The organism is Dongia mobilis (assembly GCF_004363235.1).
In the GTDB taxonomy this organism is placed as follows: domain Bacteria; phylum Pseudomonadota; class Alphaproteobacteria; order Dongiales; family Dongiaceae; genus Dongia; species Dongia mobilis.
Window position 1 is genome coordinate 205,762 of record NZ_SNYW01000008.1, and the last position, 24,291, is coordinate 230,052.

At 65.4% G+C, this 24,291-nt stretch carries 27 protein-coding genes, 1 tRNA gene and 1 pseudogene; 21 read left to right on the forward strand and 8 right to left on the reverse strand.

The annotated features are described in order from the left end of the window. The first annotated feature begins 13 nt into the window (after nt 1–13). The 3 genes from A8950_RS09615 (at nt 14) to ptsN (ending at nt 1,558) form a co-directional block, all read left to right on the forward strand. A complete protein-coding gene (locus tag A8950_RS09615) occupies nt 14–229 on the forward strand; it encodes a hypothetical protein (protein ID WP_133613436.1) in 216 nt (71 codons plus the stop codon). A 173-nt stretch (nt 230–402) separates the two neighbouring features. Continuing rightward, nucleotides 403–990, forward strand: a complete 588-nt coding sequence (gene hpf, locus A8950_RS09620) for a ribosome hibernation-promoting factor, HPF/YfiA family (protein WP_133613437.1) — start codon at nt 403–405, stop codon at nt 988–990. 100 nt (nt 991–1,090) lie between these two features. Further along, nucleotides 1,091–1,558: a PTS IIA-like nitrogen regulatory protein PtsN gene (gene ptsN / locus A8950_RS09625; RefSeq protein WP_133613438.1), complete on the forward strand. Its 468-nt coding sequence runs from the start codon at nt 1,091–1,093 to the stop codon at nt 1,556–1,558. Between the two features lie 120 nt (nt 1,559–1,678). Here ptsN and A8950_RS09630 read toward each other — a convergent pair whose 3' ends face one another. Beyond that, on the reverse strand, nt 1,679–1,906 hold the full coding sequence (locus A8950_RS09630) for a DUF1150 family protein (protein WP_133613439.1): 228 nt from the start codon (nt 1,904–1,906) through the stop codon (nt 1,679–1,681). A 27-nt stretch (nt 1,907–1,933) separates the two neighbouring features. Then, nucleotides 1,934–2,407, reverse strand: coding sequence for an Hsp20 family protein (locus A8950_RS09635; protein ID WP_133613440.1), 474 nt, complete (start codon nt 2,405–2,407; stop codon nt 1,934–1,936). 247 nt (nt 2,408–2,654) lie between these two features. Here A8950_RS09635 and A8950_RS09640 point away from each other — a divergent pair, with 247 nt between their 5' ends. After that, a complete protein-coding gene (locus A8950_RS09640) occupies nt 2,655–3,200 on the forward strand; it encodes an ankyrin repeat domain-containing protein (RefSeq protein ID WP_133613441.1) in 546 nt (181 codons plus the stop codon). A gap of 7 nt (nt 3,201–3,207) precedes the next feature. On the opposite strand, the gene sugE is transcribed toward A8950_RS09640, so the two are convergent. Beyond that, on the reverse strand, nt 3,208–3,528 hold the full coding sequence (gene sugE, locus A8950_RS09645) for a quaternary ammonium compound efflux SMR transporter SugE (protein ID WP_133613442.1): 321 nt from the start codon (nt 3,526–3,528) through the stop codon (nt 3,208–3,210). Nucleotides 3,529–3,768: 240 nt separating this feature from the next. Between sugE and A8950_RS09650 the strand changes: the two genes are divergently transcribed. Next, nucleotides 3,769–5,460 carry a methyl-accepting chemotaxis protein gene (locus A8950_RS09650; protein WP_133613443.1) on the forward strand — a complete coding sequence of 564 codons (1,692 nt, stop codon included), beginning with the start codon at nt 3,769–3,771 and terminating at the stop codon, nt 5,458–5,460. Nucleotides 5,461–5,532: 72 nt separating this feature from the next. Here the strand turns inward: A8950_RS09650 and A8950_RS09655 are convergent. Then, nucleotides 5,533–5,608, reverse strand: a tRNA-Ala gene (locus A8950_RS09655). A gap of 150 nt (nt 5,609–5,758) precedes the next feature. Continuing rightward, nucleotides 5,759–6,085, reverse strand: coding sequence for a TIGR02300 family protein (locus A8950_RS09660; RefSeq protein WP_133613444.1), 327 nt, complete (start codon nt 6,083–6,085; stop codon nt 5,759–5,761). A 221-nt stretch (nt 6,086–6,306) separates the two neighbouring features. On the opposite strand from A8950_RS09660, the gene aroA reads away from it, so the two are divergent. The 6 genes and pseudogenes from aroA (at nt 6,307) to A8950_RS09690 (ending at nt 12,990) form a co-directional block, all read left to right on the forward strand. Then, nucleotides 6,307–7,656 (forward strand): 3-phosphoshikimate 1-carboxyvinyltransferase, encoded by a 1,350-nt coding sequence (gene aroA / locus A8950_RS09665; RefSeq protein ID WP_133613445.1) that lies wholly within the window; start codon nt 6,307–6,309, stop codon nt 7,654–7,656. After that, nucleotides 7,653–8,309 carry a (d)CMP kinase gene (locus A8950_RS09670; RefSeq protein WP_133613446.1) on the forward strand — a complete coding sequence of 219 codons (657 nt, stop codon included), beginning with the start codon at nt 7,653–7,655 and terminating at the stop codon, nt 8,307–8,309. Before aroA ends, A8950_RS09670 begins: the two co-directional genes overlap by 4 nt. A 91-nt stretch (nt 8,310–8,400) precedes the next feature. Then, the gene (rpsA, locus tag A8950_RS09675; protein ID WP_133613447.1) at nt 8,401–10,140 is read left to right on the forward strand and encodes a 30S ribosomal protein S1; all 1,740 of its coding nucleotides are present in this window, start codon (nt 8,401–8,403) and stop codon (nt 10,138–10,140) included. Between the two features lie 323 nt (nt 10,141–10,463). Further along, nucleotides 10,464–10,736, forward strand: a pseudogene (gene ihfB, locus A8950_RS09680) (integration host factor subunit beta); the annotation flags it as partial. Nucleotides 10,737–10,886: 150 nt separating this feature from the next. Beyond that, entirely contained in the window at nt 10,887–11,243 is a 357-nt protein-coding gene (locus A8950_RS09685) for a LapA family protein (RefSeq protein WP_133613449.1), read from the forward strand. A gap of 196 nt (nt 11,244–11,439) precedes the next feature. Beyond that, nucleotides 11,440–12,990, forward strand: coding sequence for a hypothetical protein (locus A8950_RS09690; protein ID WP_133613450.1), 1,551 nt, complete (start codon nt 11,440–11,442; stop codon nt 12,988–12,990). A gap of 54 nt (nt 12,991–13,044) precedes the next feature. Here A8950_RS09690 and A8950_RS09695 read toward each other — a convergent pair whose 3' ends face one another. Next, nucleotides 13,045–14,262, reverse strand: coding sequence for an ROK family protein (locus tag A8950_RS09695; RefSeq protein ID WP_243735595.1), 1,218 nt, complete (start codon nt 14,260–14,262; stop codon nt 13,045–13,047). A 250-nt stretch (nt 14,263–14,512) separates the two neighbouring features. On the opposite strand from A8950_RS09695, the gene xylF reads away from it, so the two are divergent. From xylF to A8950_RS09710, 3 genes are all read left to right on the forward strand, one after another. Then, nucleotides 14,513–15,586 carry a D-xylose ABC transporter substrate-binding protein gene (gene xylF / locus A8950_RS09700; protein WP_133613451.1) on the forward strand — a complete coding sequence of 358 codons (1,074 nt, stop codon included), beginning with the start codon at nt 14,513–14,515 and terminating at the stop codon, nt 15,584–15,586. 195 nt (nt 15,587–15,781) lie between these two features. Then, entirely contained in the window at nt 15,782–17,047 is a 1,266-nt protein-coding gene (locus A8950_RS09705; RefSeq protein WP_243735596.1) for a sugar ABC transporter permease, read from the forward strand. A gap of 14 nt (nt 17,048–17,061) precedes the next feature. Next, nucleotides 17,062–17,814 (forward strand): ATP-binding cassette domain-containing protein, encoded by a 753-nt coding sequence (locus A8950_RS09710; protein ID WP_133613452.1) that lies wholly within the window; start codon nt 17,062–17,064, stop codon nt 17,812–17,814. A gap of 13 nt (nt 17,815–17,827) precedes the next feature. On the opposite strand, the gene A8950_RS09715 is transcribed toward A8950_RS09710, so the two are convergent. Together A8950_RS09715 and A8950_RS09720 are read right to left on the reverse strand one after the other, a co-directional pair. Further along, on the reverse strand, nt 17,828–18,082 hold the full coding sequence (locus A8950_RS09715; protein WP_133613453.1) for a Txe/YoeB family addiction module toxin: 255 nt from the start codon (nt 18,080–18,082) through the stop codon (nt 17,828–17,830). Between the two features lie 27 nt (nt 18,083–18,109). Then, entirely contained in the window at nt 18,110–18,385 is a 276-nt protein-coding gene (locus A8950_RS09720) for a type II toxin-antitoxin system Phd/YefM family antitoxin (protein ID WP_133613454.1), read from the reverse strand. Nucleotides 18,386–18,634: 249 nt separating this feature from the next. Between A8950_RS09720 and ffh the strand changes: the two genes are divergently transcribed. The 7 genes from ffh to leuC all read left to right on the forward strand — a co-directional run bounded on the left by ffh (nt 18,635) and on the right by leuC (nt 24,220). Continuing rightward, nucleotides 18,635–20,065: a signal recognition particle protein gene (ffh, locus tag A8950_RS09725; protein WP_133613455.1), complete on the forward strand. Its 1,431-nt coding sequence runs from the start codon at nt 18,635–18,637 to the stop codon at nt 20,063–20,065. Continuing rightward, the gene (locus A8950_RS09730) at nt 20,062–20,469 is read left to right on the forward strand and encodes a VOC family protein (protein ID WP_208109815.1); all 408 of its coding nucleotides are present in this window, start codon (nt 20,062–20,064) and stop codon (nt 20,467–20,469) included. Before ffh ends, A8950_RS09730 begins: the two co-directional genes overlap by 4 nt. A 45-nt stretch (nt 20,470–20,514) precedes the next feature. Then, on the forward strand, nt 20,515–20,880 hold the full coding sequence (gene rpsP / locus A8950_RS09735; RefSeq protein ID WP_133613456.1) for a 30S ribosomal protein S16: 366 nt from the start codon (nt 20,515–20,517) through the stop codon (nt 20,878–20,880). Nucleotides 20,881–20,907: 27 nt separating this feature from the next. After that, a complete protein-coding gene (rimM, locus tag A8950_RS09740) occupies nt 20,908–21,471 on the forward strand; it encodes a ribosome maturation factor RimM (RefSeq protein ID WP_133613457.1) in 564 nt (187 codons plus the stop codon). A 5-nt stretch (nt 21,472–21,476) separates the two neighbouring features. After that, entirely contained in the window at nt 21,477–22,199 is a 723-nt protein-coding gene (gene trmD / locus A8950_RS09745; RefSeq protein ID WP_407644232.1) for a tRNA (guanosine(37)-N1)-methyltransferase TrmD, read from the forward strand. Between the two features lie 40 nt (nt 22,200–22,239). Continuing rightward, entirely contained in the window at nt 22,240–22,623 is a 384-nt protein-coding gene (gene rplS, locus A8950_RS09750) for a 50S ribosomal protein L19 (protein ID WP_133613459.1), read from the forward strand. A gap of 196 nt (nt 22,624–22,819) precedes the next feature. Continuing rightward, the gene (leuC, locus tag A8950_RS09755) at nt 22,820–24,220 is read left to right on the forward strand and encodes a 3-isopropylmalate dehydratase large subunit (protein ID WP_407644233.1); all 1,401 of its coding nucleotides are present in this window, start codon (nt 22,820–22,822) and stop codon (nt 24,218–24,220) included. The last annotated feature ends 71 nt before the right edge of the window (nt 24,221–24,291 follow it).

The following is a 24,291-nucleotide window of genomic DNA, read 5'->3' on the forward strand; positions in this document are numbered from 1 at the left end:
GATGGGCCACATCATGAATGAGGCGCCGCGCAAGGCGGCGCAATGGGATCGCGGCGGCATCGCGGGAAGATTGTTTCAATTCCACCAAGCAATTGAAAAGAGGAGGGAATCCATGCGCATTCCACCCGATCCTGACCATTTCCGGCACCGAACCGACGGCGCCCCTTCCCGCCCGGCCGTTGACTTCCGCGCGAACCTCGCTATGGTCCCGGCCGCGCCGCCGGCCTGACCTAGCCCGGCGGCGTGGTGCTTCCGGGACAGGCGTTCCCGCCGGGCGCAGCCCGCCACAGCGATTATCGGCGCGCCACGGCCAATTGAAGTATCGACAGGGTCCGGCCGACCGTATGACTGCCCCCTGAGGCGGCATCCGGCGGCCAAACCCGAGTTTGCAGGACCAAATCCATGAATCTGACCGTCAAGGGCAAGAACATCGATATCGGCGATGCGTTGAAGACGCGCGCCCAGGAAAGCCTCGACCACATCTTCGGGAAGTACTTCTCGAACCCGATCGAGGCCAGCGTCACGATGTCCAGGGAAACCTATTTCTTCCAGGCGCAGATCGCGGTCCATGTCGGTCGCGGCATCCTGCTGCAGGCCGAGGGCCAGGCCGACACCGCCAATGCCGCCTATGACGCGGCAGCCGAGACGCTGGCCAAGCGGCTGCGCCGCTACAAGCGGCGCCTGCGCGACCATCACCGCGCCGCCACCGAGAGCATGCGCGCCCAGGCCTATATCCTGGCGGCCGAACCGGAAGAGGCGGAGGAGCCGGAAGCGGCACCGGCCAATGGCGAGGCACCGCCGGTGGTGGTGGCCGAGATGCAGACCGACATTCCGACCCTGACGGTCAGCGAGGCGGTGATGCGGCTCGATCTTGCCAACAGCCAGGCGATGATGTTCCTCAACCGCGCCCATGGCGGGCTCAACATGGTCTACCGCCGCAATGACGGCAATATCGGCTGGGTCGACCCGCAATTGCGGGCCGGCGCCTGAGTGTCCGGCGGCATGATGTCGGGCTCCTGATCAAACGCGAACAGCATTCGCAGCATCGCCGGCAGCCATTCCGCCGGCGATGACGCGTACGAGGCGAAAGATGGAAATTGAAGATCTGCTCCGCACCCCGGCCCATGTGATGGCGCGGTTGAAGGCCGGCAACAAGAAGCAGGCCCTGCAGGAAATGGCGCGTCGTGCGGCCGAGCTCTCCGGCCTGCACGAGCGCGCCGTCTTCGACGTGCTGCTGGAGCGCGAGCGCCTCGGCACCACCGGTGTCGGCAACGGCATCGCCATTCCCCATGGCAAGCTGGCCGAGGCCAAGGGCATGTTCGGCCTGTTCGCCCGCCTCGATGCGCCGATCGATTTCGATGCCATCGACGAGCAGCCGGTCGACCTCATTTTCCTGCTGCTGGCCCCGGAAGGGGCGGGCGCCGATCACCTGAAGGCGCTGGCGCGGGTGTCGCGCCTGCTGCGCGACCGCAGCATCTGCGAGAAGCTGCGCGGTGCCGACCAGGCCGATGCCATCTATGCCCTGCTGACCGACGGCGCGCATTCCCACGCCGCCTAAGCATCTGGCTGAACCGAGCGTCTGGCTGAACGGCGCCCCGGGACGCCGGCCCGGCATCCACATACGAAAAAGCGCGGCCATCGCTGGCCGCGCTTTTTCATTTCGGTCGGCGGCATTTGTTCAGTGAAGCGTTACCGGCGCCAGGCCGTTCTCCCAGGCGGCGGCGATCGCCGTCTCGCGATCGGGCACGATGGCGAGGCGCTCGCCATTGGCGGCGAAGATCGCAAAGGCGGTGCCGCCGTCGATCTCGGTTTCCTTCACATAGGCGAGGTTGTTGAGGCCGAGTGCCGCCAGCTGCTGTGCGCTGATGGCATGTACCGCCTGCCTGGTATCGATCTTGTTGGCCATGATCCGTCTGCCTTTCCCTAGCCGCACTCAGGACGCCTTGCCGTCGATGGTGACCTGCGCCTTGCCGGTATCGCTCTTGCCGTTCTCGCCGCTGCTCTTGGCGATCGGCACCTTGCGCACCTTGGGTTCGCTCTTCGGCCGCGCGAGGTCGATCGCGAGCAGGCCGTTATCGAGTGTCGCGCCCACCACCTCGATCCCCTCCGCCAGCACGAAGCTACGCTGGAACTGACGGGCGGCGATGCCGCGATAGAGATAGACGCGGGATGGGTCGTCCTGCTGCTTGCCGCGCACGGAAAGCTGGTTGTCCTCGACCTGAATGTCGAGATCGCCGAGACCGAAACCGGCCACCGCCAGGGTGATGCGGAGCTGCTGGTCGGAAATCTGCTCGATATTGTAGGGCGGATAACCCTCGGCACCGGCCTTGGCGACGCGGTCGAGCGTGCGTTCGAACTGGTCGAAACCCAAGAGCAGCGGGCTGTTGAAAAGCGACAGACGTGACATGGCCCCTCCTTCCGAGCGAGCGGATCGTTGCGACGCTGGCAGACCCGGTGGCGGCGCCTGTCAGTCCAGCCCATTCCGGGTCCGGGTGCCGGTCCGCCGGCCGCCCGATCCCCATGGCGCTTGCTTCAAGACATAGTAATCTAGGTTAAGAAATCAAGCCGGCCCGGGCCGGCGCCGTCTTGCAGGAAACGGTGCCCTTGCTAAACTGTTCAGCGAGACGGGAAATTCCGCAAACAGGGGGATCTTGATGTCAGTCGTGTTGAACCGGCGCCGCTTCGCCGCTCTTGCCGCCATGCCTGCCCTGCTGGCCGTTTCCCCCCTGCTGACCGGCTGCGCCGGGCCGGGCGGCAGCGCGGCCACCGCCGCCAATAGCGGCGAGGGCCGCCTCGACATCCCCGAGACGCCGGCCAGCGAGGCGACCAAGGCGCTTTGGGCGGCGGCGAAATCGGGCGATGTGGCCGGCATCGAGGCAGCACTTGCCGCCGGTGCCGATATCGAGGGCATCGATTTCAGCGAGAACAGCAACGGCCGCCGTGCCCTCAATTACGCCGCCCTCAACGACCAGGCCGATGCGATCGAGGCCCTGCTGGCGGCGGGCGCCAACATTGAATCGCAGAACCGTACGCGCTTCACGCCGCTGCACCACGCCGCCGAAGCGGGCTCGATCAAGGCCATCAAGGTGCTGCTGAAGCACGGTGCCAACAAGAAGGCCAAGATGTATCGCGGCGGCATCCCGCAGCAGATCGCCGAATTCAAGGGCCATCGCGACGCGGCCCTGCTGCTGGTGCCCTGAAGCGCCCTCAGGCTTTCGTGGTCAGCTTCAGCCCGGCGATGCCGAAGACGATGAGGGCGATGCAGAGGAGGCGCAGCGGCTCGGCCGGTTCCTTCAGCACCAGGATGCCGAAGATGACCGTGCCGATCGTGCCGATCCCGGTCCAGATTGCATAGGCGGTGCCCAGCGGCAGGTGCCGGAGCGCCAGGCCCAGCAACGCGATGCTGGCCAGCATCGAGATCACGGTGAGGATGGAAGGCAGCGGCCGGGTGAAACCCTCGGTGTATTTGAGCCCCACCGCCCAGCCCACTTCCAGAAGACCGGCGATAGCAAGAAGTATCCAGGACATGACGGACTCCCGATCGATGTCGGGGTCGTCCCCGGTTTGCATGACGCTGGCCGCCGGGTCGTCCCGGGGCCCCTCTATTTGGTTCAGGATCGGTCCCGCTGCAAGAGCAGTGGATCATCAGGTCACGCCCGGACGTTAAGAAGATTCACCTATTTCTATAACCAAGCTCATTAATCAAGTTTTAGTTCCCGGGACGTAGGCTCCTCGCAAATCAGTCATCTCTTTCAGGAGATACGCGAGATGCGACTCAAGGATCTACGAATCGGCACGCGCCTGGGCGCGGTCGTCCTGGCGGCCATCATCGGTATGGTCGCGATCGGTACCTATTCCGCCTATGCGATCCGCGAGACTTTGCTCGCCGATCGCAAGGTCAAGACCCAGCATGTGGTCGAAGTGGCCTATGGCATCATCGCCAATTACGGCGAGAAGGCGAAAGCCGGTGCCATGAGCGAAGACGAAGCGAAGGCCGCCGCCATGGCCGATTTGCAGGCGCTCCGCTACGACGAAAAGGAGTATTTCTGGATCAACGACATGACGCCGCGGATGATCATGCATCCGATCAACGCCAAGCTCGCCGAGAAGGAGACGCTGGCCGACATGGCGGATCCCAACGGCAAGCATCTCTTCGTCGAGATGGTCGACGTGGTGAAGGCGCAGGGCGGCGGCTTCGTCGATTACATGTGGCCGCAGCCCGGCAAGGAAGAACCGGTCGCCAAGACCTCCTATGTGAAAGGCTATGCACCCTGGGGCTGGATCGTCGGCTCTGGCATCTATCTCGACGACGTCAACGCGATCTTCGGGGAACTGATCGCCATCCTGGGCGGCGTCATCCTGGTGATCATCTTGGTCACGTCCGGCGCCAGCTATCTCATCGCGCGCAGCATCTCGAAGCCGCTGGCGCGCACGACGCTTGCCATGCAGCGCCTCGCCGAGGGCGACAAGAACATCGATGTCGAAGGCACCGACAACCAGGCGGAAATGGGTGCCCTCGCCCGCGCCCTCGCGGTCTTCAAGGAGAACGCGCTGGAGATGGACCGCCTCGCGGCGGAGCGCCATGCGCAGGAGGAACGCGCCGCCGCCGAGAAGCGCAAGACGATGCTGGATCTGGCCGATAGTTTCGAAAGCTCGGTACAGCAGGTGGTGGCCCAGGTTTCCTCGGCCGCGGTCGAGTTGCAATCCTCGGCCGAATCCATGGCCGGCAATACCGAGGAAACGACCGGCCAGGCGGGCATCGTCGCCAGCGCCTCGGAACAGGCCTTCGGCAATGTGCAATCGGTTGCCGCCGCGACCGAGGAACTGTCCGCCTCGATCACCGAGATCAGCCAGCAGGTGGCGCAATCCACCTCGATCGCCTCGCAGGCGGTGGCCGAAGCCAGGCAGACCGACGCCACCATCAATGGCCTTGCCCAGGCCAGCCAGAAGATCGGCGACGTCGCCAACCTCATCCGCGACATCGCCAACCAGACCAATCTGCTGGCGCTCAACGCCACGATCGAGGCGGCGCGCGCGGGTGACGCCGGCAAGGGCTTCGCCGTGGTGGCTTCCGAGGTGAAGAACCTCGCCAGCCAGACGGCGCGCGCGACCGAGGAGATCACCGGCCAGATCACCGGCATCCAGAGTGCGACCGGCAATGCCGTCCAGGCCATCCGCGGCATCACCGATACAATCACGCGGATCGACCAGATCGCCGCCACCATCGCCGCGGCGGTCGAGGAACAGGGCGCCGCCACGCGCGAGATCTCGCGCTCGATCCAGCAGGCCGCCGACGGCACCCGCGATGTCTCGCAGAACATCTCCGGCGTTTCCTCGGCGCTCTCCGAATCGGCCAAGCTCGCCGACGGCCTCCTCGGTGCCGCCTCCGATCTCTCGCGCCAGGCGGATGTCATGCGCGGCGAGATCACCCGCTTCCTGGAGCGCGTCCGCGCCGCCTGAGGCGATGTCACGCAGATCAGCCGATCAAAGCAAAACCCCCGCGCCGGGTGTTCCGGTGCGGGGGTTTTCATTTGGTGGACCCAAGCGGGATCGAACCGCTGACCTCCACAATGCCATTGTGGCGCTCTCCCAGCTGAGCTATGGGCCCGAAACTCGGGGGCGACCGCGGGATGGCTAGTAGGCCGTCTCTGGGTGGGCGGTCGAACGGGCAGGAACCTAAGTGGCCGCTGCCCGGAATTCAAGCACAAAAAAAGCCTGAAAAATCAACGAAAGCAGAAGGACCTGCGCCGGCTTGCGTTCAGCGCTCTTCCTCGTCGCCGGTTTCGACGATCTCGATATCCTCGTCGTCCTCGCCCAGCTCGGAGGCGTCCTCGAGGACGGAATCATCCTCCTCGTCGCCCAGCGCCTCCTCATCGGCCTCGACATCGGGGAGAATCGGTTCCTCCTCGGCTGCCTGCTTCACCGGCGTCATCTTCTCGGCGACCCGGCGGCGGCTCTTCATCACCGCATCGGGATCATAGACCGTCTTGCATTTCGGGCACACGATCGTGGCTTTGCGCATGTCGTAGAAATGCGCGCCACAGCTGCCGCAAACGCGCTTGGTGCCCCATTCCGGTTTGGTCACGAGTCTCTCCGAGTGATACCAGTGATGCGAGGTGCCAATTGCCATAGCGCCCGGCACCTGTCAACGGCCCGGAATTGTGGAAAAAACCCGCATCCTTGGCCGGACCGGCCGAGGATCGCGGGAAGACGGGAATGCCCGCAAAATCCGGGTTTCCGTGGGCGGGCCCGCCTGTGCTAGAGAAGCGCCGCCCCTCCGCTGCAACCGCCCTGGACCCCGTTTTCATGAGCAAGCACGGCGCCATCCCCCGCCCCCTCACCTCCGGTACCGGTACCGGCCTCAAGGGGCGCATCCGTGTCCCCGGCGACAAATCGATCTCGCATCGCGCGCTGATGCTGGGCGCCCTTGCCCTCGGCGAGACCGAGATCCACGGCCTGCTGGAAGGCGAGGACGTGCTGCGCACGGCCGCGGCGATGCGCCAGCTGGGCGGCTCTGCCGAGAAGGGCGCCGACGGCATCTGGCGCGCGCGCGGCCGCGGCAATGGCGGGCTCGCCGAAGCGAGCGATGTCCTGGACCTCGGCAATGCCGGCACCGGCACGCGCCTCCTCATGGGCCTGGTCGCCGCCTATCCGATGACCACCTTCTTCACCGGCGACGCGAGCTTGCGCTCGCGCCCGATGGCGCGGGTCGCCGACCCCTTGCGGCAGATGGGCGCCAGCTTCGTCACGCGCAGCAATGGCCGCCCGCCGCTCGCCGTCATCGGCACCGCCAACCCCGTCCCCATCACCTACAAGCTGCCGGTGGCAAGCGCGCAGGTGAAATCGGCCATCCTGCTGGCCGGGCTCAACACGCCCGGCAACACCACGGTGATCGAGCCCGAGCATACGCGCGACCATACCGAGCTGATGTTGCGTGGCTTCGGCGTCGACATCCGCGTCGAAGAAACGCCGGAGGGACGGGCTTCCTCGATCACCGGCCAGCCGGAACTGAAGGGCCGCCGCATCATCGTGCCGGGCGATCCCAGTTCGGCCGCCTTTCCGATCGTCGCCGCCCTCATCCTGCCCGGCTCCGACATCGTCATCGAGAATGTGGGCCTCAACCCGCATCGCATCGGCCTCATCGACTCGCTGCTCGAGATGGGTGGTGCCATCGAGATCCAGAATGCGCGCGTGGAGGCGGGCGAGAAGGTCGGCGATCTGCATGTCAGGCACAGCCATCTTCGCGGCATCACCGTGCCGGCATCGCGCGCCCCCTCGATGATCGACGAATACCCGATCCTCTCGGTGGCGGCCGCCTTCGCGGAGGGCGAGACGAGGATGCTGGGCCTCGCCGAATTGCGCGTGAAGGAGAGCGACCGCCTCGGCGCCATGGCGCGCGGCCTCGCCGCCTGCGGTGTCAGCGTCGAGGAAGGCGAGGACTGGCTGGGCGTCACCGGCAATGGCAAGAGGCCCAGGGGCGGGGCCCATATCGCCGTCAACCTCGACCACCGCCCGGCCATGTCCTTCCTGGTCCTCGGCCTCGGCGCCGAAAAGCCGGTCTCGATCGATGACGGCTCACCCATCGACACCTCCTTCCCCGGCTTCAGCGATCTGATGAACGGCATGGGTGCGGCCATCAGGCTGCAGAACCGATGAAGCCTTTCGTCATCGCGCTCGATGGGCCGGCGGCGGCCGGCAAGGGCACGCTGGCCAAGCGCCTCGCCGCCCATTACGGCTTTGCCCATCTCGATACCGGGGCGCTCTACCGCGCCGTCGGCCTGGCGGTACTCAGGGCGGGCGGCGACCCGACCGACCCACAAGCCGCGACCAGGGCCGCCGAGACTCTCGACCCCGCCAGCCTGGCCGATCCGGAGCTGCGCTCGGCCGCGGCGGGCGATGCGTCGTCCAAGGTCGCCGCCATACCGGGCGTGCGCCGGGCGCTTTTCGAGTTCCAGCAACGGTTTGCCGCCCATCCGCCGACCGGTTCCGGTTCCGTTCTCGACGGGCGGGACATCGGCACGGTGATCTGCCCGGAGGCCCCGGTGAAGATCTTCGTCACCGCCAGCGCCGAGGCCCGGGCGGGCCGCCGGCTCAAGGAGTTGCAAGCCAGGGGCGAGGCGGCTATATACGCGCGGGTTTTGGAGGATATCAGGGCCCGGGACGCGCGCGATGCTGCGCGGGCCGACGCTCCGATGAAGCCGGCGGAGGACGCCGTTCACCTCGATACCTCGGACCTCGACATCGATCAGGTTTTCGACCGCGCCAAGGCCATCGTCGACCGCGCGATCGCCGACAGCAAGCGATCCTGAAGAGACCGTTCCGTCATGCGTACCCGATTGCAGACCGCCGGAGCCAACCGGCTGGCCGGAAAAATGAACTTTGGAAAGGACTATCCCCGTTATGGCTAAATCAGCTGCGGCCCGCGTGGCCACTCATGAAATTCCCGCGTCGAAGGAAAGCTTCGCCGCCCTCCTCGATGAATCGCTGGGCGCTGCCCAGGGTCTCGAGGGTTCGGTGCTCAGCGGCACCGTCGTCTCGATCGAAGGCGAGTTCGCCCTGGTCGATGTCGGCCTGAAATCGGAAGGCCGCGTGGCGCTGCGCGAGTTCAGCGGCCCGGCCGGCAAGGCCGAGCTCAAAGTCGGCGACGTTGTCGAGGTCTATCTCGAGCGCATGGAAGACAAGAACGGCGAAGCCGTTCTCTCCCGCGAGAAGGCCAAGCGCGAAGAGGCCTGGACCGCGCTCGAGAAGCAGTTCAAGGACAACCAGCGCGTCACCGGCGTGATCTTCGGGCGCGTCAAGGGCGGGTTCACCGTCGATCTCAACGGCGCCGTGGCCTTCCTGCCGGGCAGCCAGGTCGACATCCGTCCGGTGCGCGATGTGGGCCCGCTGATGGGCACGCCGCAGCCCTTCCAGATCCTGAAGATGGACCGCGCCCGCGGCAACATCGTCGTCTCGCGTCGTGCCGTGCTCGAAGAGAGCCGCGCCGAAGCCCGCAGCGAACTGGTCGCCAACCTCAAGGAAGGCCAGGTCCTGCAGGGTGTCGTGAAGAACATCACCGATTACGGTGCCTTCGTCGATCTCGGCGGCGTCGACGGCCTGCTGCACGTCACCGACATCGCGTGGCGGCGCATCAACCATCCCTCGGAAGCGCTCCATATCGGCCAGACCGTGAATGTGCAGGTGGTTCGTTTCAATCCGGAGACGCAGCGCATCAGCCTCGGCATGAAGCAGCTGGAATCGGATCCGTGGGAAGGTGTCGCCGCCAAGTATCCGGTCGGCGCCAAGCTCAAGGGCCGCGTCACCAACATCACCGATTACGGCGCCTTCGTGGAACTGGAGCCGGGCATCGAAGGCCTGGTCCACGTCTCCGAGATGAGCTGGACCAAGAAGAACGTGCATCCCGGCAAGATCGTCTCGACCAGCCAGGAAGTCGAAGTCATGGTCCTCGACGTTGATCCGACCAAGCGTCGCATCAGCCTCGGCCTGAAGCAGTGCATGGACAATCCGTGGTCCAGCTTCATCGACAAGCACCCGGTGGGTTCGGAGCTCGAAGGCGAGATCAAGAACATCACCGAATTCGGCCTGTTCGTCGGCCTGCCCGGCGATATCGACGGCATGGTGCACCTCTCCGATCTCGACTGGGATCGCTCGGGCGAGGAAGCCGTGCAGGACTACAAGAAAGGCCAGATGGTGAAGGTGAAGCTGCTCGACGTCGACGTCGAGAAGGAGCGCATCAGCCTCGGCATCAAGCAGCTGACCAAGGACAATTTCGCCGAAGCCGCCGGCAGCCTGAAGAAGGGCGAGGTGGTGACCTGCACCGTCTCGGCAATCACCGATGGCGGCCTCGAGGTCACGGTCGGCGACGGCGTCCCCGGCTTCATCAAGAAGGCGGATCTGGCGCGCGAGCGGGCGGAACAGCGCCCGGATCGCTTCGCGGTGGGCGAGAAGGTCGACGCCAAGATCACCCAGGTCGACGCCAAGACCCGCAAGCTCACCCTCTCGATCAAGGCCCGCGAGGTCGAGGAGGACAAGCAGGCGATGGCCGAATTCGGGTCGTCCGATTCGGGCGCCAGCCTGGGCGACATCCTCGGTGCCGCCCTGTCCAAGGCCAAGAAGGGCAAGAAGGGCGATGACGAATAAGTCGTTGACCTTGTAATATTATTGCGAGTTGCGCGCTGTTGCGGCGCGGAATCGGGTTGAGATGGGCCGGGAAGGGCAACCTTTCCGGCCCATTCTTTTGTCCACCACCGACTTTCGTCAAAAAACATAGAGAAATGAGCGGCTTATCCTTGACGGGGCGGATTTTTCCCGGCACGCTTCCCGCACAAATGGGCTGGGGATGCGCCCATGCCCCTGCCGGGCTTTGAAAATTCGGCTTCCAGGGCAAAGAAATCCGGCCCGCGCGGCCGGAAGGAACCAAGGGGGCCGGCTGGCGGGGACGACGGGCGGATGGGGACCGGAAGATGACCAAATCGGAATTGATTCTGCGCATTGGCGAGCTGAATCCACATCTCTATCACCGCGATGTGGAGCGCATCGTGACCGCGATCTTCGAGGAGATCACCGCGGCGCTGGCGCGCCAGGACCGGGTGGAACTGCGCGGCTTCGGCGCCTTCTCGGTCAAGCAGCGTGACGCCCGCAAGGGCCGCAATCCGCGCACCGGCGAGACCGTGGCGGTCGAGGAAAAGGTGGTTCCCTTCTTCAAGACCGGCAAGGAATTGCGCGACCGCCTGAACAACCGGGCAGAAGCCGCGCCGCGGCCGGCCGCAGCCCCAGCCGCGGCACCGCTGCCCGGCCAGCCCGGCAAGGAGCCCGGTTCCGGCCAGTAGCCCCCTGTCGGGGCCGGCGTCTGGTCGCGATCCGGCGGAAGAGAGCAAGTAGCTGACATGAGCCGTCTCGTCTGGATCGTCACCGCACCCATCGCCATCCTGGTCGTGCTGTTCGCGGTCATGAACCGCGCCGAGGTGACGCTGAGCCTGTGGCCCTTCCCCTGGGAGATCACGGCACCGCTTTTTCTCTTCACCCTCGGCGCCATCGTCTTCGGCTTCCTGTTCGGTTCATTGGTCACCTGGATCTCCGGCGGCCGCGCCCGCCAAAAGCTGCGCCTCGCCCAGCGCGAACTGGCCGAGGCGCAGGGCGCCCTGCAGCGCGCCGAGGCAGCCCGACAGCCGGCAAGCCGGAGCACGACCCAGGGCCCGACCCAGGGCACGCCGCCGGCGACCATGCTGCCACCGGCGGCGTGAACGGCTGGCGTGCAGGGAAACCGATATTAACCTTAAGGCAATTGCGCGATGTTGAGGCAGGGGCGGGGTGGCAACGCTGTCCCCGCATCGGTCGCAGGGGCGAAGCTGGACAAACCGGAACTCGGGTCGCCAATTTTTCCGGCGCGCAGATGGCGCGACGGCCGCTCTGTATTTCGGGCTGGTTCTAGGTGTGCCGATGACTAACCGCGAACCGCCAGCCTCTGCCCTGCCGTCAACGGCCATTGTGCTGCTGGCGGCGGCTGCCGGCTACCTGCTGCAGAGCTTCACCTATCTCAATCACGACGTGAGCTGGTTCCTGTGGGGTGCCCGCGAGATCCTGCACGGCGCGCAGGTCGGCCGTGACATCATCGAGCCGAACCCACCTCTCGCATGGTATCTCTCGCTGCCGCCGGCTTGGGTGGCTGAACGAACCGGCTGGGCACTCGAGATTGTCTTCCGGCTTTACGTCCTGCTGGTGGCCACGTTGGCGCTGATCTGTATGCATTGGCGTCTATCGCGACATCCTGCAATCGCGACTCCTGCCACCCGCCTGCTTCTCGTCACCATCGCCAGCTTGTGGCTATTCATCTTGTGCGGCCGCGATTTTGGACAACGTGAGCATCTGGCGACTGCCCTGCTGCTGCCTTACGTGGTCGGTACGGCAATCAGGTTCGGGAACAATGATCGGGGCGGTGTCGTTGAGCCTGTGGCAGCATGCCTGCTGATCGGTCTGATGGCCGGCATCGGCGTCACCATCAAGCCCTACTTCTTCCTCATCCCGCTTCTGCTGGAAGGCGCCATCCTGCTCAGATGGCGCCGCCTTCAAACACTGTTCCGCATCGAGACTTGGGCCATTCTTGCCGTTGCGGCTGTCTATTTCACCCATCTGATGATTTGGGACCGGGGTTATATCGATGTCGGGATGGCATTGGCACTCCCGGTCTATTGGGGTTTCAACCTGCCCTTCGGCGATTACGCGCCGCGGATCCTGTTTCAGGCGACGGCCCTCGCGGCAATCCTCTTCCTCCATTTCCGGGGAGTGCGGTCGCCGCTCTCGTCAATGCTGGGCGCGGCCTCCCTTGGCTTTCTGGTCGCATTGCTGTTGCAGCAGAAGGGATACACCTATCATGCCTACCCGGCTTCCGCGTTCGCGACCTTGGCGGTTGCGGCGCTATTCATGACGTCGCGCGCCAGTCGCCTGGCGTCGAATGTCCTGTTTGCGCTGCTTTTGCTGCTGCTCGTGCTGGGCGGTACAGCAACCGCATTCTGGTGGCGGAATTTCAACACGGTAACCGGAAGTGATGGTCGCCTCTTTACCCGGTTAATCGACGCGATCGATGCGCGGCCGGACGGCTATCTCGCCATATCCACACATCCTACCCCTGGTTTCCCGATGGCACTCTATGCCAAGACTCGCTGGACCAGCCGAACCAACAGCCAGTGGTTTCTGCCGGCTGTTGTCGCCTTGCGCGAGGGGCGAGTGCCGATGGATGCAAGCCTGCTTGCCTTCGCCGAGGAAAAGGCGCGGAGTTTCATACTCCACGACTTGGCCGGAAAACCCGGCATCGTTGTTCTTGATGCCGGCCAGAGACGCCACGCCATCGAGGCGAGCAACTTCGACATTCTCGCCTTCTATAACGAAGACCCGGCCTTTCGCGAGATCTGGCGCAACTATCGGGAAGCCGAACCGATTGGTCGCTTCCGGATTTTTCTGCGTGCCCCGGAACCGGCATCGCCGGCCAATTGAGCGGGGCGTCGTCGAAGAAACCGGTCGAACGACCGGCGCAGCACCGCCCGACCGCTAGCCGGTCCGCGCCTCGCCCAGCACCTGCAGCACGATGCCGCGCAGCGTCAGATCCTCGTCCCAGGCGCGGGGGCGAATCTCGGTCTGGGAACGCAAGGTGTCGACCAGGGCCTCGTCGAGGGCCTGGCGCATGGCCGGCTCCATCTGGCGAAAGCCGCGCACGCCGCTGCCGGTGACGAGGATGAGGTCGGGCCCCAGCAGCGCGATGAGGTTGGAAAGCCCATAGCCCAGCGCGCGGCCTGCCTGGCGGAACAGGCTGACCGCCACGGGGTGCCCGCTTTCGGCAAGATCGGTCAGCGCCTGCATCTGCTCCTCGGAAGGGTGCAGCGCATCGGTATTGGGCAAATCGAGCATCGAGCGCGCATCGCGATAGAGCGCATAATCGCCGACGAAGCTCTCGATGCAGCCGCGTCGCCCGCAATGGCATAGCGGGCCGTCGATCTGGTACTTGGTGTGGCCGAATTCGGCGCCGAGGCCGGAACTTGCCGCATGCAGCTTGCCGTCGATGATGAGGCCCATGCCGACACCGGTGCCCAGCATGACCACGGCAAGGTTGTCGATCGCCTGCAATTCGCTGTGCTGGCGGATGGCGAGAGCGATGCAATCGGCGTCGTTCATGGCGATGGCCGGCAGGCCGAAGCGCGCCGCCAGCGGTGCCGCGATGTTGACGTGGCGCAGCGACAGGGCCGGCGACCAGATGATGGTCGCGGCGCCGTGGATCAATCCCTGCACGGCGATGCCGATCCCCATCAGCCGGCCGGCCGATGCCGGCAGGGCCGCGATCTCCCCGGCGATGAGATCGCCAAGGGCGGCAAGCAGTTCGTCCGCGCCGAGTTCCAGCGTGTTGAACGCCCGCGCCGTCACCGGCCCGGTGCCGCCGGCGAAATCGCCGCGCGCAACCTCGATGCGGTTGATGGTGAGTTTCACGGCGATCATGCAGGCCGCTTCCGGCGCCAGTTCGATGAGGACCTTGGGCCGGCCGCGGCCGCGGCCGGGCTCGGCGCCGCCGCTTTCCGGCACCTCGCGCAGAAACCCCTCGCGCAGCAGGTCGCTGGTCAGGCTGGAGATGCTGGCCGGGCTCATCTCGAGCAGCGCACCCAGATCGACCCGGGCGAGCGGCCCGTGCCGGCGCACCGCCTGGAGCACCCGCTGGGCGCTCGACCGCTGGCCGTGATCGCCGTCGCCGCGCTCGCTTATGGGCCCGTCTTTGCGCAAGGGCGTCCTCCCATGGCCGCTCCGGACTCGGAAAAGTGCCGTCGCCGGATCATGTTTATTTCATGTCGTGAAAGAAATCGACCGATATGATTATGCTGCATTTGCGAAATGAACGAAAATCTTGACGGCTATCCCGAAAGCTGGCGATATTAAATTCGTTTTGTGAAGTTAATAGATTGGTGCCAAGCCAACCTGGAGAGCCGATCGGCTTTCCGCCTTCACAGGAATGCCAACCGGGAGGACTTATCTCATGACGAATTCCGCGAGCCGCGTTGTCACGCGGCGCGTTGCCAACAGCCTGTTCGGTCTCGCCCTTGGCGCAGCCGTGCTGGGCGGAAGCCATTTCAGCGCCGAGGCGCAGGACCTTGTGGTCGGCGTCAGCTGGTCGAATTTCCAGGAAGAGCGCTGGAAGACCGACGAAGCGGCGATCAAGGCGGCCCTCGAGGCGGCCGGCGCCAAATACATCTCGGCCGATGCGCAGAGCAATCCCTCGAAGCAATTGTCCGATGTCGAAAGCCTGATCGCCGGCGGCGCCAATGCGCTCATCGTGCTGGCCCAGGACTCGGCCTCGATCGGCCCGGCCATCACGGCGGCCAGCAATGCCGGCATCCCGGTGGTGGGCTATGACCGCCTGATCGAGGATCCCAATGCCTATTACCTCACCTTCGACAACAAGGAAGTGGGGCGCATGCAGGCGGCGGCGGTCTTCGCCGTGCAGCCCAAGGGCAATTACGTCTTCATCAAGGGAAACCAGGCCGATCCCAATGCCGATTTCCTGCATGAGGGCCAGCTCGAGGTGCTGCAGGCCGCGATCGATTCCGGCGACATCAAGGTGGTGGGCGAGCAATATACCGAGAATTGGGAGCCCGCCGTCGCCCAGCGCAACATGGAGCAGATCCTGACCGCCAACGACAACAAGGTCGATGCGGTGGTCGCTTCCAATGACGGCACCGCGGGCGGCGTCGTCGCGGCACTGACGGCACAGGGCCTCGCCGGCATTCCGGTCTCCGGCCAGGACGGCGACAAGGCAGCCCTCAACCGTGTCGCCCTCGGCACGCAGACCGTGTCGGTGTGGAAGGATGCGCGCGACCTCGGCAAGGCGGCGGCGGAAATCGCCGTGGCCCTCGCCAAGGGCAGCAAGCTTGCCGACGTGCCGGGCACCGTCAAATGGACCAGCCCGAAGGGCGTCGAGATGAACGCCACTTTCCTGAAGCCGGTACCGGTGACCAGGGACAACCTCAATGAAGTGATCGATGCCGGCTGGATTTCCAAGGCGGAAGCCTGCCAGGGTGTCGCCGCCGGCAAGGTCGCTGCCTGCGACTGATCCCGTCGGGCCGGTTCCTTCAACCCCGGCCCCTCGGCCCTGGTCCCTCGGCCCTTCAGTCCTGGCCAATGGACCGGATGTTCTCAGCCCTGGGCCGTGACTGCACCCTGCGGCAGTCACGGCCGCTTTTTTCCCACCCCCTTGCCATCGGCGGATTCTGCCGCATGATCCACCCGACATGACCGGTTTTGCGACATGACGCATCTGCGCAACCTCATGGCGCGGCTCGAGATCGACGAGCGCCTGCTCGGCATGATCTTCTGTCTCGCCGCCATCTGGATCGGCTTCGACATCCTGTCGGACGGCCGCTTCGTGACGCCGCGCAACCTCTACAATCTGTCGCTGCAGACCACCTCGGTCGCGATCATGGCGATCGGCATGGTGCTGGTAATCATCATCCGCCAGATCGATCTTTCGGTCGGTTCCATGCTGGGCGTCACCGCCATGGTGGTGGGCGTCGTGCAGGCCTTCTGGCTGCCCAATGTGCTGGGTGCGGGCCATCCGATGATCGTGGTGATCGCGGTCGTCTGCGGCATCGTGCTGGGTGCCGCACTTGGCGGGCTCAACGGCCTGCTCATCGGCTATCTCGGCGTACCCTCCTTCGTGGTGACGCTGGGTGGCCTCCTCATCTGGCGCGGCTGCGCTTGGTGGGTGACCCAGGGCCAGACCGTGGCGCCGCTCGACGAGACCTTCACCCTGCTGGGTGGCGGCGTCTATGGCACGATCGGCGAAACCGCCAGCTGGGTCGTCGGCATCATCGCCGTCCTCGCCATCGCCATCGCCGCCCATCGCCGCCGCCGCCGCCGCATCGCCTATGGCTTTCCCGTGCGACCGCTCTGGGCCGAGCTGCTCACCGCCGGTTCGCAATGCGCCCTCGCCCTCGGCTTCGTCGCCGTGATGAATGCCTATGAAATGCCGGCGGTGGCGGCGCAGCGCCTGGCCGAGATGGAAGGCTGGGAGGTGCCGGCGGAGGGATTGCAGATCTTCATGGGCATTCCCATCCCTGTCATCATCCTCATCGCCCTGGCACTCGCCGTTTCGCTGCTGCTCAACCGCACGCGTTTCGGCCGCTATGTCTATGCCATGGGCGGCAATCCGGAAGCGGCCGAGCGTGCCGGCATCAACACCAAGCGCATGACGGTGCTGGTCTTCACCTTGATGGGTGCCCTCGTCGGCATCTCGGCCATCGTGGCGTCGGCGCGCCTGCAATCGGCCGGCAACTCGATCGGCAGCCTCGACGAGCTCCGCGTCATCGCGGCGGCGGTCATTGGCGGCTGTTCGCTCGCCGGCGGTGCCGGCACCATCGCCGGCGCCATTCTGGGCGCGGTCGTCATCCAATCCCTGCAGAGCGGCATGTCGCTGCTCGGCTATGACGCCAGCCTGCAGAACATCGTCACCGGCCTCGTCCTGGTACTGGCGGTCTATGTCGACCGCCTCTACCAGCAGCGCCGGCCCTATTGAGCGGAGAGCGCACCATGGCAACACCGCTTGTCGACATGCGCAACATCTCGATCTCCTTCGGCGGCGTGCGCGCCGTCGACGACGTCTCGGTCGATCTCTATCCGGGCGAGGTGGTGGGGTTGCTCGGCCATAACGGCGCCGGCAAATCGACCCTGATCAAGATCCTGTCGGGCGCCTATGAGGCCGATCACGGCGAGATCTTTATCGACGGCGAGAAGGCCGCGATCCGCAACTCGCGCGACGCGCGCGACTACCGGATCGAAACGATCTACCAGAACCTGGCGCTGGCCGACAATCTCGACGCCTGCGCCAATCTTTTCCTCGGGCGCGAGATCGTGAATGCCGCGGGCCTGCTGGACGAGCCGGCGATGGAGGCGGCGGCGCGCGAAGTGATCGGGCGCTTGAACCCCAATTTCCGCAAATACCACGCGCCGGTCGCGGCCCTCTCCGGCGGCCAGCGCCAATCGGTGGCGATCGCGCGTGCGGTGCATTTCAACGCCCGCATCCTCATCATGGACGAGCCGACCGCGGCCCTCGGCGTCCAGGAAACCAGGATGGTGGCCGAGCTTATCCAGCAATTGAAGCGCGAAGGCATCGGCATCTTCCTCATCAGCCACGACCTCCACGACGTGTTCGATCTCTCGGACCGCTTGTCCGTGATGAAGAACGGCAAGCTGGTGGGGACGGTGAGGACGCAGGACGTCACCAAGGACGACGTGCTGGGAATGATTATTCTGGGGAAGATGCCGGGTCAGGCGGCGGCGTGAGGCCCAGCGCCTTCTAATAATGATACCGGCACTGTGCAATCAGCACGGTATCGCCATCCATGGCGTAAACCAGGCGATGCTCTCCGTCGATGCGCCGGGACCAGAAGCCCGCGAGGTTGTGCTTCAGCGGTTCGGGTTTGCCGATCCCGGCATAAGGCTCACGCTGAATCGCCTTCACAAGTTCGTGGATTCTTTTGACCATGCGCTTGTCGGTCTGCTGCCAGTAGAGGTAATCCTCCCAGGCGTGGTCGGCGAACTTGACCGGCATTGAGAAGTCCCGAAACCGGCTCAGGCCCTAATCGTTCTCCGCCCCATCATCGTCAAGTGGCAATGCGACCGTCCTGCCTTCGCCCCTGCGCAGCTGTGCAGTCGCTTCGATCAATCGCTGGGCATTTGCTGCCCCCCGCAACAGATGAGCGGTTTCCTCGAGGGCGTTGAACTCCTCCAGCGACATGACCACGACCGGCTTGCCGCTTTGCCGTGTCACCAAGATCGGTGCCTGATCGTCATTTACCTGATCCATCACCTTGGCGAGGTTCTGGCGCATATAGGTGTAGTTGAGATTGTTCATGGTGATCTGATCCAGTCCGAAGTTCGAGCGCCTATGCGTACAGAAATATGTACATCTATCTCGGCGACGTCAATAGTTGCCGATACTCCCCTTCACATTGACTCTTCCGCTCGAAGCGCCTAGTTTCCGGCCCGCTTTACCGGTTTTTGGCAGAGCCTTGGCCCCGAGGGGCCCCGTCCGTCGGCGAGTTTCGCTCACGGGCGCGTTTTCGCTTTGTCGCTAACCTGTTGGAAAACTGACGGAATCTTCATGTTCGAGAAGCTCTCGGAACGGCTGAACGGTGTGCTCGACAAGCTGACCAAGCGTGGTCAGTTGGGCGAAGCCGATGTCGACGAGGCGCTGCGCGAGGTGCGCGTGGCGCTGCTCGAGGCCGACGTTGCCCTGCCGGTGGTGAAGGATTTCGTGGCCGCCGTCCGCGCCGAGGCGGTGGGCGAAAGGGTCGTCAAATCCGTCACCCCGGGCCAGATGGTCATCAAGATCGTCCATGACGAACTGGTGAAGGTGCTCAAACCCGCCAATGACGCGGGCGGCGTCGCCGGGGCGGGCCTCGACCTCAACCACCCGGCCCCGGTGCCCATCCTGATGCTGGGCCTGCAGGGCTCGGGCAAGACGACATCCACCGCCAAGATCGCGCGCCGCCTGGCCGAGAAGCAGGGCAAGAAGGTGCTGATGGCGTCGCTGGACACGCGCCGCCCGGCAGCGCAACAGCAGCTTGCCATCCTCGGCGAGCAGACCGGCATCAAGACGCTGCCCATCGTTCCCGGCGAGCCGCCGGTCGCCATCGCCAAGCGGGCGATGAATGCGGGCCGCCTCGAAGGCTATGACGTCGTCATGCTGGATACCGCCGGGCGCCTGGCCATCGATGACGAGTTGATGGCCGAGCTTGCGCAAGTGCGCGATGCGGTCAAGCCGCATGAGAGCCTGCTGGTGGCGGACGCCATGACCGGCCAGGACGCGGTCAATACCGCCAAGCATTTCCAGGACAAGATCGGCATCACCGGCATCATGCTGACCCGCATCGACGGCGATGCGCGCGGCGGTGCGGCACTGTCGATGCGCGCGGTCACGGGCCGGCCGATCAAGCTGCTGGGTACCGGCGAGAAGCTGGACCAGCTCGAGGATTTCCATGCCGACCGAGTCGCCGGTCGCATCCTCGGCATGGGCGACATCGTCTCCCTCGTCGAGAAAGCGATGGAGGCCACCGAGCAGGAAGAGGCCGAGAAGCTCGCCCGCAAGATGCAGAAGGGCCAGTTCGACCTCAACGACATGGCCCAGCAATTGAAGCAGCTGCAAAAGATGGGCGGGCTGGGCGGCATCATGGGCATGCTGCCGGGCATCGGCAAGATGCAGAAGCAGCTCGAAGGCAGGATGGACGAGAAGGTGGTCGGCCGCACGCTCGCCATCATCAACTCGATGACGCCGAAGGAACGGCGCCTCCCCGACATCATCAAGGCCTCGCGCAAGACGCGCATCGCCAGGGGTGCGGGTGTGCAGGTGCAGGACGTCAACAAGCTTCTGAAGCAGCACCAGGAAATGGCGCGCATGATGAAGCAGGTTTCGAAGCTGGGCCAGAAGGGCCTGATGCGCCACGGCCTCTCTGCCCTGATGAAGGGTGGCCCCATGGGTGGCGGCGGCATGGGCGGCATGGGTGGCGGCGGCGGTTTCGGGGGCATGCGATGATCCTCGATCACGTCTCGATCGGCGTTTCGGATCTCGCCAGGGGCCGCGCCTTCTACGATTCCGTGCTGGCGACGCTCGGCTATGCCCGTGTCTATGATGTCGACATACCGGGCCAGGGCCTGGTCTCGCATGGCTATGGCGCTGCCCCGGAGAAGCCGGAATTCTGGATCGGCGCCTATGGCCGCCTCGACGCCGCCCTCAACCGCGAAGGGGCGACGCATCTCGCCTTCGTCGCGAAGTGCCGCAAGGACGTCGATGCCTTCCATGCCGCGGCGCTCCAGCATGGCGGCCGCGACAACGGCAAGCCCGGGCTGCGGCCCGAATACCACCCGACCTACTATGGTGCCTTCGCCTTCGATCCCGACGGCAACAAGATCGAAGCCTGCTGTCACCATCCGGAATGACCAAAACAATTACCGAAGTTCGAATCTGAAAGGAGAACTACCCTCATGTCGTTGAAAATTCGTCTTGCCCGCGGCGGCGCCAAGAAGCGTCCGTTCTATCGCATCGTGGTGGCCGAGAGCCGCTTCGCCCGCGACGGCCGTTTCGTCGAGCGCATCGGTTCCTACAACCCGATGCTTTCCAAGGATGACGACAAGCGCATCGTGCTCGACCTCGAGCGCGCCAAGCACTGGCTCTCGAAGGGCGCCCTGCCGACCGAGCGCGTGCAGCACTTCTTCGCCAAGGCCGGCCTGATGGCGGCCCCGGCACGGCACGGCCAGACCAAGCAGGACAAGCCGAAGGCAAAGGCCCAGGAGCGCGCCAAGGCTGCCGCCGAAGCCGCTGCCGCCGCTGCCGCGCCGGCCGAGGCCTAAGCACCAGCAGTGGAGGGCAAGCGGGCCATGGTCCTCATGGGCGCCATCATCGGTGCGCATGGCGTGAAGGGCGAGGTGAAGGTGAAATCCTTCGCCGCCGAGCCCGCCGCCATTGCCGCCTATGGCGCGCTGACGGACAAGGCGGGCCGGTCCTTCGAGCTGGCGCTGGTGGGCCGCGCCTCGCCCCGGAAAGCGCCGGGGGGCAAGAGCCAGGACATCCTCATCGCCCGCATCAAGGGCGTGGGCGACCGCAACGCGGCCGAGGCGCTGAAGGGCGTCGAGCTGTTCGTGTCGCGCGACCGCCTGCCGGCGGTGGCCGATGCGGAGGAGTTCTACCTCGCCGATCTCATCGGCCTTGCCGCGTTTGATCGCGACGGCCGGCCGATGGGCCGTGTCGCCAGCGTCGACAATTTCGGCGCCGGCGATGTGCTGAGCCTGGAGGGCGGGCCGCAGGGTGCCTTCGACGTCGCCTTCACGCGGGCATTGGTGCCGGTGGTGGATCTGGCCCAGGGCCGGATCGCGCTCGATCTGCCGGATGATTTCTTCGCGCGCCCGGAAGGGTCGCCCGAAGGGCCGGAAACCGTGAACTAGGGCAAGTGGAGGTGACGGAACCGAGCGCTGACACCTGGACGGCACGCATCCTGACCCTGTTCCCGGAGATGTTTCCGGGGCCGCTGGGTCAGAGCCTCGCCGGCAAGGCGCTGGAGAAGGGCATCTGGCGGCTGGAGACGATGGATATCCGGGGCTTTGCCACGGACAGGCATCGCACGGTCGACGACACACCCTTCGGCGGCGGTGCCGGCATGGTGATGCGGCCCGATGTGGTCGATGCGGCGCTGGAAGCGGCGACTGCGGATGGCCTGAAACCGGCGATCTACCTGACCCCGCGCGGGCGCCTGCTGAAGCAGGAGCTGGTGCAGGAGCTGGCGGCGGGGCCGGGATTGGTGGTGCTGTGCGGCCGCTATGAGGGGCTGGACGAGCGGGTGATCGAGGCGCGGGGATTGCTGGAGGTGAGCCTCGGCGATTTCGTGCTCTCGGGCGGCGAACCGGCGGCCCTCGCGCTGATCGATGCCTGTGTCCGGCTGTTGCCCGGCGTGATGGGTGCCGAGGCCACGCTGGCGGAGGAGAGTTTCAATACCGGCCTCTTGGAATATCCGCATTACACGCGGCCGGCGGAATGGAGCGGGCGGTCTGTCCCGGAAGTGCTGATGTCGGGTCATCACGAAAAGATCCGGCGCTGGCGCCAGGAACAGGCCGAGGAGACGACAAGATTGCGGCGCCCGGATCTCTGGGACGCCTATCGGAAACGCAAGGCCTGACGGCCTTGCAGAAGAGTTGAAAGAAGAAAGGACGACGACAATGACCATGTTACACGAATTCGAAGCCGCCCAGCTCGCCAAGCTGCAGGGCGCCACCAGCGTGCCGGACTTCCGCCCGGGCGATTCGGTGAAGGTCTCGGTGAAGGTCGTGGAAGGCGACCGCGAGCGCGTTCAGGCCTTCGAGGGTGTCTGCATCGCCCGCAAGAATGCCGGGGTGAACTCCTCCTTCACGCTGCGCAAGATCTCCTATGGCGAGGGCGTCGAGCGCGTCTTCCCGCTGTTCTCGCCGCGCCTCGTGAAGATCGAGGTGGTGCGCCGCGGTGACGTGCGCCGCTCCAAGCTCTATTACCTGCGCGGCCTGCGCGGCAAGGCGGCCCGCATCACCGAGCGCGCCTACAACCCGGCCGACAATTCCGGCGAATAAGCGATCCGGCAATATTGTTTCCCGCCGCCCGCCTGACAGCGGCCGGCTGGAAGCGTAGGACCGGAGCACTTATGTCATTACCTCGTCCCCGACCTTCCGCCGCGCCGATGGGTGCGGTGGAAGCGGGGGGCGGCGGCAACACAGACCTCGCCCGGCATCGTTGAAGCCCGGTGCAGGTTCATCGGCAGGATTGACCATGGCGAAGACGCTGTTCGACAAGATCTGGGAAAATCACCTGGTGCACCGGCAGGATGACGGCACCTGCCTCATCTATATCGACCGGCATCTCGTCCACGAGGTGACCAGCCCCCAGGCCTTCGAGGGTCTCCGCAATACCGGCCGCAAGGTGCATCGCCCGCAGGCAACCCAGGCGGTGGCCGACCACAACGTGCCGACCTCCGATCGCTCCAAGGGCATCACCGAGGAGGAAAGCCGCATCCAGGTCGAGACGCTGGAAGCCAATTGCCGCGAATTCGGCGTGCCCTATTTCTCGATGGACGACATCCGCCAGGGCATCGTCCACATCATCGGCCCGGAGCAGGGCATGACCCAGCCGGGCATGACCATCGTCTGTGGCGATTCCCACACCTCGACCCATGGTGCCTTCGGCGCGCTCGCCTTCGGCATCGGCACCTCCGAGGTTGAGCATGTGCTGGCCACCCAGACGCTGATCCAGAAGCCGGCCAAGAACATGCGTATCACGGTGGACGGGCAATTGGGCGCCGGCGTCACCGCGAAGGACGTGGTGCTCGCCATTATCGGCAAGATCGGCACGGCGGGCGGCACCGGCTATGTGGTCGAATTCGCCGGCTCGGTCATTCGCGGCCTTTCGATGGAAGGGCGCATGACGGTCTGCAACATGACGATCGAGGCGGGTGCCCGCGCCGGCCTGATCGCGCCCGACGAGACCACCTTCGATTATTTGAAGGGTCGGCCGATGGCGCCCAAGGGTGCCGCCTGGGAACAGGCCGTCGCCTTCTGGAAGACGCTGCCCTCGGACCCGGGTGCCAAATACGATCTCGAGGTTGAACTCCGCGCCGAGGATATCGTGCCGCAGGTCACCTGGGGCACCAGCCCGGAGGACGTGCTGCCCATCACCGCCGTGGTGCCGAACCCGGCCGAGGTGGCGGACGAGCACAAGCGCCGCGCCATGGAACGCGCCCTCGACTATATGGGCCTGAAGCCCGGCACGCCCCTTGCGCAGGTCAAGATCGACCGCGTCTTCATCGGCTCCTGCACCAATGGCCGCATCGAGGATCTGCGCGCGGTGGCCGCCATCGCCAAGGGCCGCAAGGTCGCCTCCCATGTCAATGCCATGGTGGTGCCGGGCTCCGGCCTCGTCAAGGCGCAGGCCGAGGAAGAGGGCCTCGACAAGATCTTCGTCGAGGCGGGCTTCGACTGGCGCGAGCCGGGTTGCTCGATGTGTCTCGCCATGAACCCCGACCGCCTATCGCCCGGCGAACGCTGCGCCTCCACCTCGAACCGCAATTTCGAGGGCCGCCAGGGCCGCGGCGGCCGCACCCATCTGGTCAGCCCCGCCATGGCGGCGGCGGCGGCTATCGCCGGCCACCTGACCGACGTGCGCCAGCTGGGCTGAGTGGCGCGGGGGGCGCGACAGCCCCTCGGGACAGGCCCTAGCCGGCCTGCTGGCCGGTCCCGGAATCAGGG